Raw genomic sequence first — 12,966 nt, 5'->3', positions numbered from 1 at the left:
GCGGCTGGCTCCAAAAGGTTACCTCACCGACTTCGGGTGTTACAAACTCTCGTGGTGTGACGGGCGGTGTGTACAAGGCCCGGGAACGTATTCACCGCGGCGTGCTGATCCGCGATTACTAGCGATTCCGGCTTCATGCAGGCGAGTTGCAGCCTACAATCCGAACTGAGAGAAGCTTTAAGAGATTAGCTTAGCCTCGCGACTTCGCAACTCGTTGTACTTCCCATTGTAGCACGTGTGTAGCCCAGGTCATAAGGGGCATGATGATTTGACGTCATCCCCACCTTCCTCCGGTTTGTCACCGGCAGTCTCGCTAGAGTGCCCAACTAAATGATGGCAACTAACAATAAGGGTTGCGCTCGTTGCGGGACTTAACCCAACATCTCACGACACGAGCTGACGACAACCATGCACCACCTGTCACTTTGCCCCCGAAGGGGAAACTCTATCTCTAGAGTGGTCAAAGGATGTCAAGACCTGGTAAGGTTCTTCGCGTTGCTTCGAATTAAACCACATGCTCCACCGCTTGTGCGGGCCCCCGTCAATTCCTTTGAGTTTCAACCTTGCGGTCGTACTCCCCAGGCGGAGTGCTTAATGCGTTTGCTGCAGCACTGAAGGGCGGAAACCCTCCAACACTTAGCACTCATCGTTTACGGCGTGGACTACCAGGGTATCTAATCCTGTTCGCTCCCCACGCTTTCGAGCCTCAGCGTCAGTTACAGACCAGAGAGCCGCCTTCGCCACTGGTGTTCCTCCATATATCTACGCATTTCACCGCTACACATGGAATTCCACTCTCCTCTTCTGCACTCAAGTCTCCCAGTTTCCAATGACCCTCCCCGGTTGAGCCGGGGGCTTTCACATCAGACTTAAGAAACCGCCTGCGCTCGCTTTACGCCCAATAAATCCGGACAACGCTTGCCACCTACGTATTACCGCGGCTGCTGGCACGTAGTTAGCCGTGGCTTTCTGGTTAGATACCGTCAAGGGATGAACATTTTACTCTCATCCTTGTTCTTCTCTAACAACAGAGTTTTACGATCCGAAAACCTTCTTCACTCACGCGGCGTTGCTCGGTCAGACTTTCGTCCATTGCCGAAGATTCCCTACTGCTGCCTCCCGTAGGAGTCTGGGCCGTGTCTCAGTCCCAGTGTGGCCGATCACCCTCTCAGGTCGGCTATGCATCGTTGCCTTGGTGAGCCGTTACCTCACCAACTAGCTAATGCACCGCGGGTCCATCCATCAGTGACGCAAAAGCGCCTTTCAACTTTCTTCCATGCGGAAAATAGTGTTATACGGTATTAGCACCTGTTTCCAAGTGTTATCCCCTTCTGATGGGCAGGTTACCCACGTGTTACTCACCCGTTCGCCACTCTTTTTCTTTCGGTGGAGCAAGCTCCGATGAAAGAAAAAGCGTTCGACTTGCATGTATTAGGCACGCCGCCAGCGTTCGTCCTGAGCCAGGATCAAACTCTCATAATGATTTGTTTGAATGACCATACGGTCATTAAGCTCATAAAAATTAACTTCGCTAGCTATTGCTTGCATGTATTTGTTTCAATAAATTGAAACGTCCTACACATTGGTTCGTTTGCTTGCTTTGTTCAGTTTTCAAAGGTCTACCGTGCTGTGTTAGCAACTTTTATATCATATCAGAGTGACATTTAATTGTCAACTCTTTTTTAAAAAGTTTTTTTCGCTCGTTGTTTTTCAACTTCGTAGCGGCTGTCTCAGCGACTTAATTAGAATAACAAATGATTTGTTATTTGTCAACAACTTTTTTCAATTAATTTTGTTGATGTATCAACATCAATTAACTATTTTAAAATTGCGACTTCGTTATAATATCATCTGTCGAGCTGTGCGTCAACTACTTTTTTCAATTCTTTTTAGGAATTCATTTAGTCATTTGGCACATGTAATAATATACCAACTAAATCCCTTGCGGTCAATCATTTTCTATGGCTTTTTTCAATTTTTACAAACCCGTCTAATCGCATTGGATCCAGCTTTTATCGTTCGCATTTAATCCGTTTTCTGGTAACTATCGTGGCGTTTTTTCCTCTAATTCCTCGCTGTTTTTCACCCTGATCCAGCAGACAAGAAAAAACTCCGCCCATCTCTTGCGAGTGGACGGAGTTTTTTTATCTCATTGTTGGGAATAATAAAACGTCGCGAATCGATTGCGCATCTGTCAACAGCATCACTAAGCGATCGATCCCGATCCCTAATCCACCAGTTGGCGGCATACCGTATTCAAGTGCTTCTAAGAAATCTTCATCCACCCCATGGGCTTCATCATTTCCTGCTTCGCGCTCTTTTTCTTGCCCTTCAAAACGTTCTCTTTGATCAATTGGATCATTTAGTTCCGTGAAGGCATTCGCAAATTCACGACCAACAATAAATAATTCAAAGCGGTCGGTAAAGCGTTCATCTTCTGGATTCTTTTTCGCTAATGGCGAAACTTCCACTGGATGACCGAAGACAAAGGTTGGCTGCTGTAACGTTTCTTCAACAAATGTCTCAAAGAATTCATTGATGATATGGCCAACAGTCATGGCATCATTGATTTCAACATGATGTTCTTTCGCTAAGCTGCGGGCTTCTTCAACGGACATTGGTTGCCAGAAATCAACACCTGTTTGATTTTTGATTGCATCGACCATATGGATTCGCGCAAAGTCGCTAGCTAGATCGACTTCTTGTCCATCGTATTGGATCGTTGCTGTGTGCAAGACTTTTTCAGCAGCATTACGGATAATGCCTTCGGTCAGATCCATCACATCTTTGAAATCTGTATATGCCGTATACGCTTCTAGCATTGTAAACTCAGGATTATGGGTCGTATCGATCCCTTCATTTCGGAAAACGCGGCCGATCTCATAGACTTTTTCCATGCCGCCCACGATCAATCGTTTTAAGTGAAGCTCAAGAGCGATCCGTAAATACAGATCCATGTCTAAGGCATTGTGGTGGGTAATGAAGGGACGAGCCGCTGCACCACCTGCTTGATTATGCAATACTGGCGTTTCGACTTCGATATACCCATGACCGTCAAGGTAACGACGAATTTCGCTGATGATTTGGCTTCGTTTCATGAAACGATCAAAGCTTTCTTTATTACTGATCAAATCCAAGTAACGTTGACGGTAGCGTTGTTCTACGTTCGTCAAGCCATGGTATTTGTCAGGCAATGGACGCAATGCTTTTGATAAGATCACGATTTCTTTGGCTTTGATGGTCACTTCACCGGTATCGGTCTTCATGATTTCACCAGATACGCCGAAGAAATCACCTAAGTCTGCGTGTTTGAATACTTCGTAAGGTTCATCCCCTACTTGGTCTTTACGTACATATATTTGAATACGGCCTTCGCGGTCTTGTAAATGTGCAAAACCAGCCTTACCTTTTCCACGTTTTGTAACGATTCTTCCTGCAATGCTTGCTGAAAGATTCATTTCGGCTAATTCTTCTTTGGTTCTTTGATCAAATAACTCATGTAACTCGGCAGAATTATGGGTGCGTTCGAATCGCTTGCCAAAAGGATCAATGCCTTCTTCCCGTAGTTTTTCCATCTTTTCACGGCGAACCAACATTTGATCATTCAATTCTTCTTGTGTTTGTCGTTCCTCTGTCACGAGTTTTCCTCCATTCTTAACTTGGGTTTCCTTCTTATAATGCCAATGATGACGCAAAAAATCAAGCCGAACTTTCGAATCGACTTGATTTGTTTCTTATTCCTTAAGAGTTGCTAGCGGCTGTTTTTCGGTCTTTTCCACAAATGCATCTAATAAATCAAAAATCGTCTGCTTATCTTCCGCTTGGTTGATAGCTGCCTTCACTTTGGCTGCCCGCGAAATACCTTTTAAGTAGTACGCAGCATGTTGACGAAATTCTCGCGAAGCGATTTTTTCCCCTTTTAGATCAGCCAAACGTTCTAAATGAAGTTTCGCTGTCGAAATTTTTTCTCGCGGTGTTGGTTCTGGCAATAACTCGCCTGTCTCCAAGTATTGCTTGGTGCGGTGGATCATCCATGGATTGCCTAACGCTGCCCGTCCGATCATCACTGCATCTGCACCGACTTCTTCCAACATTCGCTTGGCATCTTCAGGGGTTTTGACATCGCCGTTGCCCATAAAGGGAATCGTGATACTTTGCTTCACTTGTTTCAACACGTCCCAATCAGCCGATCCTTCATACATCTGTACACGGGTTCTGCCATGCATACCGATCGCTGCGGCACCCGCTGCTTCTGCGGCTTGGGCATTTTCAACCGCAAAGATGTGCTGCTCATCCCAGCCGATCCGCATTTTTACGGTAACGGGCTTGTCGATCGCACTGGAAACAGCATGGACCATTTCATAAACCTTGTCGGGATCTAAAAGCCACTTCGCACCAGCTTCTGCTTTGATGATTTTGTTTACAGGACACCCCATGTTGATATCAATGATATCGGCAGTTGTGTTTTCTGCGACAAATTGCGCTGCTTCTACTAAGGATGCTTTATTCCCACCAAAAATCTGAATACTAAGAGGATGCTCGGTCTCGTCAATAAATAGCATCTCAAGGGTCTTCTTGTTCCGCAGTTGAATCCCTCGATCACTGATCATCTCACAGACGACTAAACCCGCGCCAAATTCTTTGACTGTCACACGAAACGCAGAATTGGTGATCCCTGCCATTGGCGCAACGACGACGCGGTTGGGAATCTCAACCGAGCCGATCTGCCATGTTTGTCTATCTTTCACTTACGCTTTCGCCTCTTTCTTCAATGCCGCCAATTCCGTTTCATCAAAATGATACTTGTTGCCACAAAACGAGCAGACTGCCTCTGCCCCGTGGTCTTCATCGATCATCGCTTGGATCTCATCAGCCCCCAAGGTAATGATCGCCGTCGCAAATTTTTCTTTCGTGCAATCACAATGGAACTGGACTGGCATTTTTTCTAGTACTTCGATCGTCGTGTCTGGCAACAATGTCTCTAAGATCTCTTCTGGTGATTGTCCTTCATCGATCAAGGTTGATACTCGAGGCAATTCTCCCAAACGTTTTTCGATGGCATCAATGATCTCTTCACTGGCACCAGGCATGATCTGCAGCATAAACCCACCGGCTGCCCGAATCGAATCATCGGTTTCTACTAATACACTCAGACCAACAGCAGAAGGAATCTGTTCTGACACTGCTAAATAATAAGTAAAGTCTTCCCCAAGCTCCCCAGAGACGATCGGTGTTTGTCCAGAGAAGGGTTCTTTTAGCCCTAAGTCTTTGATCACGGTAAAGATCCCTTGGTCACCCACTGCGCCCCGAACGTCCAATTTCCCTTGAGGGTTCAACGGCAGACTGATCTGCGGATTTTTTATGTATCCTTTTACGTCCCCACGGCCATTGCTGTCTACGACGATTGCCCCAGCAGGACCATTTCCTTGAATTTTGACGGTCAATTTGTCTTCCCCTTTTAAGGTACTGCCTAATAACAAACTTCCCACCATCGCTCGCCCTAAAGCAGCGGATGCCGTATTCCATGTTTCATGGCGTCGTTGTGCTTCGGCGATCGTTTCTGTTGCCGATACTGCATATGCTCGGACGAAGCCGTCATATGCTAGTGCTTTTACTAAATAATCCTTCATCTTGATTCTCCTTTTTATTCATTAATGAATCATACTAGGAAGCGCCGCTTTTTTCAACTGAATGTGTTTGAATTTAAGGAAAGTCTTCTTAAATAGAAACAAAAAGGCACCGAGTTTCCTCGGTGCCTTGATACGTCTTGTTTTAGGCGTTATCATCTTTGTTTTCTTGATCAGTCGGTTGGCTTTCGCTATTGCGGCGAACGTCTTCCAATTGTTGATCAAAATCGTTTGATGGTGCATCTTCGCTGTGTTTTTCTGCAGCTTGCTTCTCTGCATCTTTTTCTTCCAGCGCACGTTTCGCTTCTTCAAATGTTTGAGCTTTTTCACTAGGATACTCAGAGCTTTCGGTTCCTTCAGGCATTTTGCCTTCTTCAAACAAGGATTTGATTGCTTTGGCATCTAATGTTTCATGTTCAAGCAGTTTTTCAGCGATCAATTTGTGCTGTGCACGGTGTTCTTCAATGATTTCATGGGCTTTTTGATGAGCATCCATTAAAATCTTGCGAACTTCTTGATCGATTTCAAAGGCAACTTGTTCAGAGTAAGCTTTTGTTTGACCATAATCACGACCAACAAAGACTTGATGGTTTCCTTCATATTGAACTGGACCTAACTTGTCACTCATTCCATATTCTGTCACCATGCTTCTTGCAAGCGCAGTTGCTTGTTCAAAGTCATTGGAAGCACCCGTTGATTGTACACCGAAGATGATTTCTTCAGCCGTACGACCACCAAGCAACCCAACGATTTGTTCAAACATATCTTCTTTGGTCATCAAGAATTGATCTTCTTTCGGCAAGGCGATCATGTAACCACCCGCACGTCCCCGAGGAATGATCGTTACTTTGTGTACCACACGGGCACGACTCAAGACTAACCCAACAATGGTATGTCCTGCTTCATGGTAAGCAACCATTTCACGTTCGCGTTTGTTGATGACCCGATCTTTCTTCGCTGGACCAGCGATCACGCGGTCTTCTGCTTCATCGATATCTGAAGCATCGATTTTTTTCTTGTTACGACGAGCAGCAACTAATGCCGCTTCATTCAAGACGTTTTCCAGATCCGCACCGGCAAAGCCTGGTGTTTGTTGGGCAACGACTTTCAAATCAACATCATCTGATAAAGGTTTGTTGCGGGCATGGACACGGAGGATCGCTTCACGACCTTTCACGTCTGGACGACCAACCAAAATCTGACGGTCAAAACGACCTGGACGTAGCAACGCTGGATCTAAAACATCCGAACGGTTCGTTGCGGCAATGACGATCACGCCTTCATTCCCATCAAAACCATCCATTTCAACCAACAACTGGTTCAATGTTTGTTCCCGCTCATCATGTCCGCCACCCATACCGGCACCACGTTGGCGACCGACTGCATCGATTTCATCGATAAAGATGATGGCTGGTGCATTTTTCTTCGCTGTTTCAAATAAGTCACGCACCCGGCTTGCACCGACACCGACAAACATTTCAACGAAATCTGAACCAGAGATCGAGTAAAACGGTACGCCAGCTTCACCAGCAACGGCTTTGGCTAGTAACGTTTTCCCGGTTCCTGGAGGCCCCTCAAGTAAGACACCTGCTGGGATACGAGCACCTAATTCAACGAAGCGTCGAGGATCTTTCAAGAATTCCACGACTTCGACAAGCTCTTGTTTTTCTTCTTCTGCACCGGCTACGTCTGAAAAACGCACGCGGTTGGCTTTTTTATCCGCTTCTTTGGCTTTTGATTTGCCAAAGTTCATCACACGGCCGCCACCGCCACCGCCGCCACCTTGTTGGCTCATCATCATGTAGAAGAAGAAAATGATGATCACAAGTGGTAAGAAGCTAACCAAAAGCGATAACCAAATGCCGCTGTTGGATTCTTCTTCGATCGTGGTTTTGACCCCTTCTGCCGAGGCCAAACTGGTGACTTCGCTTAGTGTGGAATCATTCGGTAAAATGATCGTTGAAAAGCGGGTTGAACTCGCCTGTGTATTACCTAAAACAGACAAGCTGTTGTCATTGCTGACGGTTTGTTCTTCATTGTATTCACCCACGATTCGATACACACCGTTAGCGGGTTGAACAGTAAACTGTTTGATCTTCCCGTCTTTCAGCTGCTCTGTAAACGTGGAGTACTCGATCGTTGGGGTCTGCTGATTGCCATTTCCAAAAATGAAATATACGACCATGACCATCGCCAACAAGACAAGTACATAATATAAGGTATTTTTTACCATACCGTTATTTTTCTTATTCATGCGTACCTCCCTGGCTATTTTGTTTTATCAATCCTGACCATTTAATTGTATCACAATTGATTTAGAACAGTCACTAATTTGACTGATAAACACTAGGTTTTAAGACGCCAACGTAAGGTAAGTTTCGATATTGCTCTGCATAGTCCAGTCCATATCCAACAACAAACTCATTTGGCACATCGAAGCCGACATAATCTGCATCGATCTCAACGACACGACCTTCTGGCTTATCTAATAACGTTACGATTTTCACTGATTTCGCTTTACGGTATTTGAATAGATCCACCAGATAAGCCAATGTGCGACCGCTGTCAATGATGTCTTCAACGATCAAGAGATCACGGCCCTCAACATTTGTATCTAAATCTTTGATGATCTTGACTTCCCCAGATGAAATCATGGCATTGCCATAACTTGAGACATCCATGAAGTCTAACTCCAAGTAACAATCCATCTCACGAACGATGTCTGCCATGAAAGGAACGGCACCTTTCAGCACACCAACGACTAGAGGATTTTTATCCGCATAAGCCGCCGTTAATTCTTGACCAAGTTCCACACAACGATTTTTGATTTCGTCACGGGAAATCAAAATTTTCTCAATATCTTTATCTAGCATAAAGTTCTCCTTCCAACTCTTACTCCTGGTATTTATAAAGAAGTATGTAGTGTATTTTATCAGTTTCTGGCGCAATACTCAAATAGGAAAATGTATGAGGTAGTAAGGCAATCACCTCTTTTTCAAGGTTTGTGACGACCCAACTTTTTTCTCGCACTTCATTAGGAATTTTTGAATCGATAAAAAAACGACTGATCTTTTTGGTCAGACCACGCGCCAAGCGGATTCGGTCTCCCGGCTGGCGCTTACGCACCACCAGCTCAGAGGAATAGTTTAGCGGTAAATCTTGGGAAAACTCTGACCAATTTGTGATTTTTTTGGGAATATGCTGTTCATTTATCGGAAAATACCCAATCCATTCCTTTTCAGAAAGATAGATCCCCTCCCCTAAAACCAGTCGCTGACTAACTTCTGTCAACAGCGCTGCAGGCTTTTGGGGAACAGTAACAGGTTCCAATAACAATTGGTCATAACTGCGCCGCAGCTGCCACTGTTTGTGCAACGCCAATTGCCATTGCCCTTTCTTTTCATCCAGCAGACGCAATACCTGCGGCAGCTGTTTTTGATTGAGGGGCTGCTTCGTGAAAGCCTCTGCTTGCTGTAAAAAACCCGCATAGAAAAAATAGCGTTGCGCTGGCGAAAACGTCGGCAGCTGCTGCAGATTGATCACTAAGCGAGCAGCTTGCTGTTGAACGAATGCAGACAACCATTGCTGCTGCTCTTGTTGGATCAGCTGATTGGCGAACTGTACTTCTTCAGAAAGCTGTTGAAAATGCGGCAGCAGCTGCGGATTTTCCGCTTTTAAGGCTGGCACTACTTGCTGGCGTAGTCGGTTTCGCAAATACAGCGGTTCGTGATTGCTTTCGTCTTCAAAGTAGGGAATCTGCTGTGCTTGCGCATAGTCGTAAATCGCTGCCTTGCTGACAGTAAGCAGTGGACGCAACAAGATCCCTGTGTGAAAAGGCTGCTGCTGTTTCATCCCGCCAGCCGATCGCAAGCGCCCTTCTCGCATCATCTTCATCAACATCGTTTCTACTTGGTCATCACTGTGGTGAGCAGTCAGCAAAACATCATAGCCTTCTTGAGACATGACGTCGGCAAAAAATGTATAGCGAAAGTTTCGAGCGCTAGCTTCTACGCCGGTTTCTGGCGGATTTTCCCAGCACCGCTCATAAAAAGGAATGCCGCGTTCTTGGCAGTACTGCCGTAAAAAAGCCGCTTCCTTGGCAGATGCTGGACGCAATTGATGGTTCACATGTGCCACACCAAAACATGGCTCTTTTTGCATTTCAGGAAACAACTGACAAAAGATCTGCAACAAGACCATCGAATCGACGCCCGTCGATACCGCCAGCAAAAAGCGGCGTTTTTTTTCAGGATCGATGGCAGTGAGTTGCCCTCGAACGGTTTGAATGACCATCGTTTGACCTCCTTCTCATTTGGTAATCACACAAGAAAGAAAGCTGAAACAAAACGAACCAACAGTTTTGTTCCAGCTTTTTCCAACTTGCTATTCATGTTTAGTTACGGCGTCCGCCGCGGCCACCGCGTTTTCCTTCTGTATTTCGACGTAATGACGAAAGACGATCATCACTATCTTTTAGAAAAGAACTCATCAATGAATCGAAGTCTTGTTTATTTACATTCGTATTTTGATTGCGTGAAAAAGATTTTTTCGGATTTGGTCGATTGAATTCTTTTTTCGGGTATTCACGTTTTTCTTCCGGTTTATCTTCTGCTTTGCGGATCGATAGGCCGATTTTTCCATCGTTGCCGATTGCCGTAACAAGTACTGTCACTTCATCCCCAACAGACAACACGTCGTGAATGTCTTTGACGAATCCGTTTGATACTTCACTGATATGCACCAAACCAGTTTTCCCTTCACCAAGATCAATGAACGCACCAAAATTTGTAATACCAGACACTTTGCCCTTTAGTTTCGCTCCAACTTCGATTGACATATAAAAAATGTTCCTCCTAATTTTTACCCATTTAAAATAATTCAAACTACTGCGCTGAGTAGGTATGACATTGCTTAATCTTGTGACTCTGTGGATGATGATTCTTGTCCGCTTTGCGAAGAACGCTCATTGGTGTTTTGAGAATCCGTCCCGTCTGGCAAGACTGGATAGATTTTTTCGCCATCTTTTGAGTAGAAGAATCGGCTGCGGGCCAATTTTGCCACATACTCATCGTCTTGCAACAAGGCAACGTCTCGCTCCAGTGAAGCCACCTTTTGTTCTGCCTCTTTTTGTTCGGCGACTGTTTCCGCCTTATATTCCTTTAGCTTTTGCAGGCGCATTTGATCGTTGAACATTTGAATCCCTACGATCGCAAATATCGCTAATGCCGCCACGAAAAACGCCACCAGCCGACGTCGGCGAAACACGACTTGCCGCCGCTCTTTTTCAAACTTGGCAAATTGCTCTTTCGCATAATCGGTCTGCAATAGTTCTATTTTTTTATTTGATTCTTTTGCCACCTGAACTCGCTCCCGTCGCTGTCTTTGTTTTTTACATTATACCAACATCCGCAAAGCTTGTCTAACTGAAAATGCCGTAAAAATCAAGCATTTTCTGAGATTCTTTCCTCTGAAACGATCTCATACATTTTTGCAGCGTCTTCTTTTTTCGTCGATTCATGCAATTCATTGACTTTTACTTCCAAGACCTTATTCCCGAATTGAATGCGCATGGTATCGCCTACTTTGACGTCACTGCTTGACTTGGCTAATTTGCCGTTGATCTGAATGCGTCCCTTGTCTGCCACTTCTTTGGCCACAGAGCGACGCTTGATGATGCGGGAGATTTTAAGAAATTTATCTAATCTCATGTTTTTCACCTCTTCTTAATAGTTTCTTTCCAAATGGAACTAACAGCCATTCGCGAATCGTTAACAATTTGATTTTGATCGCTGCCCCGATAAAGGCTGCGCCTCCCAGACCGACACCGCCTAGGCAAAAAAGCAGTGCCTGTAGTCGATGGGTCAAAGGACCGTTCAATAAGATCGCAACGAAGCTATAATATAAGAATAGCACGCTTGCCATGATCCCTAAACAAATAAATAGTTTTTTTCCATAATTTCCTTCATGCCAAAAGTGATTGATGCTGCTTTGTGCTCGACGCTGTTCGGAAACCACAAAACAGCATAAGGTCGCGCCTAACCCCAACAGTGTACTGATACTCGCTCCTGCAGTCCCATAAGAAGCAGTCAGCGGCCACATCGATAGACATTTGATCAAAAGACCGATCCCCGCAGCCAGCAAGCCGAAGGTATAGGTATTGCGACTTTGTTGAATGCTTTGATAGGCTTGGATCGTCGCCATCAGAGCGATAGAAAAGACAAACAATACCAGCGCCGCATTGCCAGAACCGTCTTTGAATAAGGCAAAGTTAATATAAGGCAGCAAAATCGCTAAGCCCACGGCGGAAGCCGAAGCAATCCCGATCGTCAGGCGCAAATACATTTTTGCCGACTTTTCAAACAGCTGCTGATTTTTTACCGTCAAATACTTGGTCAACGTTGGCAAAAACGTCGAGCTTAACGCCATCGCCACCACAAGACCTAGTTGGACGAGGGGTTGTCCGCGATCATAGATCCCTTTTGAAATTCGGGCTGCTTGTGCCGTCAGCCCCCCCGCTTCTAGCGCATTGGTCAATAAAAACGAATCCGCTAACTGGAACAAGATCAAATAGCCGCTATAAATCGTCAACAGACCGCCTTCTAAGAAGAACCGTTTCTTCAACGAGGCGGATAAACCAGCGGGATTTTCTCCTGTACTGGTGACCGGTTTGTGCCATAGCGACAGGCGTTTGCCGTTGATTTGTCGGCTATAATAACTTAAGATCCACCACGCCGCAAGGCCCCCGACTAAGGCACCCATCATGGCGACAGTCCCCGTTTGATAAATCGTCCAGCCCAATTGCTGGAAAGCTGCCGCAGCACCTAAAATCACACCAACTCTAAGCAGCTGCTCTACGACTTGGGAAACTGCTGTCGGCACCATTTGCAAATTTCCTTGAAACATTCCTCGATAAAAGGTCAAAGGCGGGACAAATAAGAAGGTAAAAGAAACGACTCGAATCAAGCCCGCCAGTTGGTGGTCCCCCATCACTTGTGCGATCGGACCAGCAAATAAAAAGGTCACCGCCCATAAACCGATCGCAGACCAAAGTACGAAAGGCGTCAACGCTTGCAGCCGTTCCTTGCTTTTCAAAGGATCGGGTTCTTCAGCGACGATGCGGGAGATAAACTGTGGCAACCCTGACAACGCTAACGTCATCGCCAATCCATAAATCGGATAGACTTGTTGATACACATAAAACCCTTCGTCCCCTACCAGGTTCTGAAAAGGGACCCGATAAACGGCACTTAAGATTTTTGCGATAAAGGAAGCGATCGTTAAAATAAACGCCCCTTCCATCGTACGCTTCAATTGTGATTTCGGCATCCCGCTGGTTCCT

The 12,966-nt window shown here is 45.5% G+C and carries 10 protein-coding genes and 1 rRNA gene (1 of these 11 only partly in view); all 11 read right to left on the bottom strand.

The window, feature by feature from the left end:
* Nucleotides 1-1,482 (bottom strand): 16S ribosomal RNA (locus IGJ05_RS14750); it reaches 77 nt to the left of the window's first position.
* A gap of 662 nt (nt 1,483-2,144) precedes the next feature.
* Nucleotides 2,145-3,638 (bottom strand): lysine--tRNA ligase, encoded by a 1,494-nt coding sequence (gene lysS, locus IGJ05_RS14745; RefSeq protein ID WP_034858661.1) that lies wholly within the window; start codon nt 3,636-3,638, stop codon nt 2,145-2,147.
* A gap of 96 nt (nt 3,639-3,734) precedes the next feature.
* Nucleotides 3,735-4,748, bottom strand: a complete 1,014-nt coding sequence (gene dusB / locus IGJ05_RS14740) for a tRNA dihydrouridine synthase DusB (RefSeq protein ID WP_060791889.1) — start codon at nt 4,746-4,748, stop codon at nt 3,735-3,737.
* The gene (gene hslO, locus IGJ05_RS14735) at nt 4,749-5,630 is read right to left on the bottom strand and encodes an Hsp33 family molecular chaperone HslO (RefSeq protein ID WP_266166626.1); all 882 of its coding nucleotides are present in this window, start codon (nt 5,628-5,630) and stop codon (nt 4,749-4,751) included. It abuts the gene before it with no gap.
* 142 nt (nt 5,631-5,772) lie between these two features.
* On the bottom strand, nt 5,773-7,881 hold the full coding sequence (gene ftsH, locus IGJ05_RS14730) for an ATP-dependent zinc metalloprotease FtsH (RefSeq protein WP_010749000.1): 2,109 nt from the start codon (nt 7,879-7,881) through the stop codon (nt 5,773-5,775).
* 73 nt (nt 7,882-7,954) lie between these two features.
* Nucleotides 7,955-8,500 carry a hypoxanthine phosphoribosyltransferase gene (gene hpt / locus IGJ05_RS14725; protein WP_005230750.1) on the bottom strand — a complete coding sequence of 182 codons (546 nt, stop codon included), beginning with the start codon at nt 8,498-8,500 and terminating at the stop codon, nt 7,955-7,957.
* A 19-nt stretch (nt 8,501-8,519) separates the two neighbouring features.
* The gene (gene tilS / locus IGJ05_RS14720; RefSeq protein WP_231473069.1) at nt 8,520-9,920 is read right to left on the bottom strand and encodes a tRNA lysidine(34) synthetase TilS; all 1,401 of its coding nucleotides are present in this window, start codon (nt 9,918-9,920) and stop codon (nt 8,520-8,522) included.
* Between the two features lie 100 nt (nt 9,921-10,020).
* Nucleotides 10,021-10,464: a S1 domain-containing RNA-binding protein gene (locus IGJ05_RS14715; protein WP_010748998.1), complete on the bottom strand. Its 444-nt coding sequence runs from the start codon at nt 10,462-10,464 to the stop codon at nt 10,021-10,023.
* A 74-nt stretch (nt 10,465-10,538) separates the two neighbouring features.
* On the bottom strand, nt 10,539-10,985 hold the full coding sequence (locus IGJ05_RS14710) for an FtsB family cell division protein (protein ID WP_005230746.1): 447 nt from the start codon (nt 10,983-10,985) through the stop codon (nt 10,539-10,541).
* A gap of 83 nt (nt 10,986-11,068) precedes the next feature.
* Nucleotides 11,069-11,335 carry an RNA-binding S4 domain-containing protein gene (locus IGJ05_RS14705; protein WP_005230745.1) on the bottom strand — a complete coding sequence of 89 codons (267 nt, stop codon included), beginning with the start codon at nt 11,333-11,335 and terminating at the stop codon, nt 11,069-11,071.
* Nucleotides 11,322-12,953 (bottom strand): polysaccharide biosynthesis protein, encoded by a 1,632-nt coding sequence (locus IGJ05_RS14700; protein WP_225001158.1) that lies wholly within the window; start codon nt 12,951-12,953, stop codon nt 11,322-11,324. Before IGJ05_RS14700 ends, IGJ05_RS14705 begins: the two co-directional genes overlap by 14 nt.
* Nucleotides 12,954-12,966: the final 13 nt, after the last annotated feature.

It is taken from the genome of Enterococcus sp. AZ167 (genome assembly GCF_051714025.1).
GTDB lineage: Bacteria > Bacillota > Bacilli > Lactobacillales > Enterococcaceae > Enterococcus_D > Enterococcus_D casseliflavus.
The sequence above is the reverse complement of the archived record's forward strand: the minus strand, read 5'-3'. Positions and strand labels throughout refer to the sequence as shown.

What these genes read in the sequence shown, in the direction of transcription:
- hslO (WP_266166626.1), bottom strand. Translation starts at nt 5,630, where the DNA reads ATGAAGGATTATTTAGTAAAAGCACTAGCATATGACGGCTTCGTCCGA.
- ftsH (WP_010749000.1), bottom strand. Translation starts at nt 7,881, where the DNA reads ATGAATAAGAAAAATAACGGTATGGTAAAAAATACCTTATATTATGTA.
- hpt (WP_005230750.1), bottom strand. Translation starts at nt 8,500, where the DNA reads ATGCTAGATAAAGATATTGAGAAAATTTTGATTTCCCGTGACGAAATC.
- tilS (WP_231473069.1), bottom strand. Translation starts at nt 9,920, where the DNA reads ATGGTCATTCAAACCGTTCGAGGGCAACTCACTGCCATCGATCCTGAA.
- IGJ05_RS14715 (WP_010748998.1), bottom strand. Translation starts at nt 10,464, where the DNA reads ATGTCAATCGAAGTTGGAGCGAAACTAAAGGGCAAAGTGTCTGGTATT.
- IGJ05_RS14705 (WP_005230745.1), bottom strand. Translation starts at nt 11,335, where the DNA reads ATGAGATTAGATAAATTTCTTAAAATCTCCCGCATCATCAAGCGTCGC.
- IGJ05_RS14700 (WP_225001158.1), bottom strand. Translation starts at nt 12,953, where the DNA reads ATGCCGAAATCACAATTGAAGCGTACGATGGAAGGGGCGTTTATTTTA.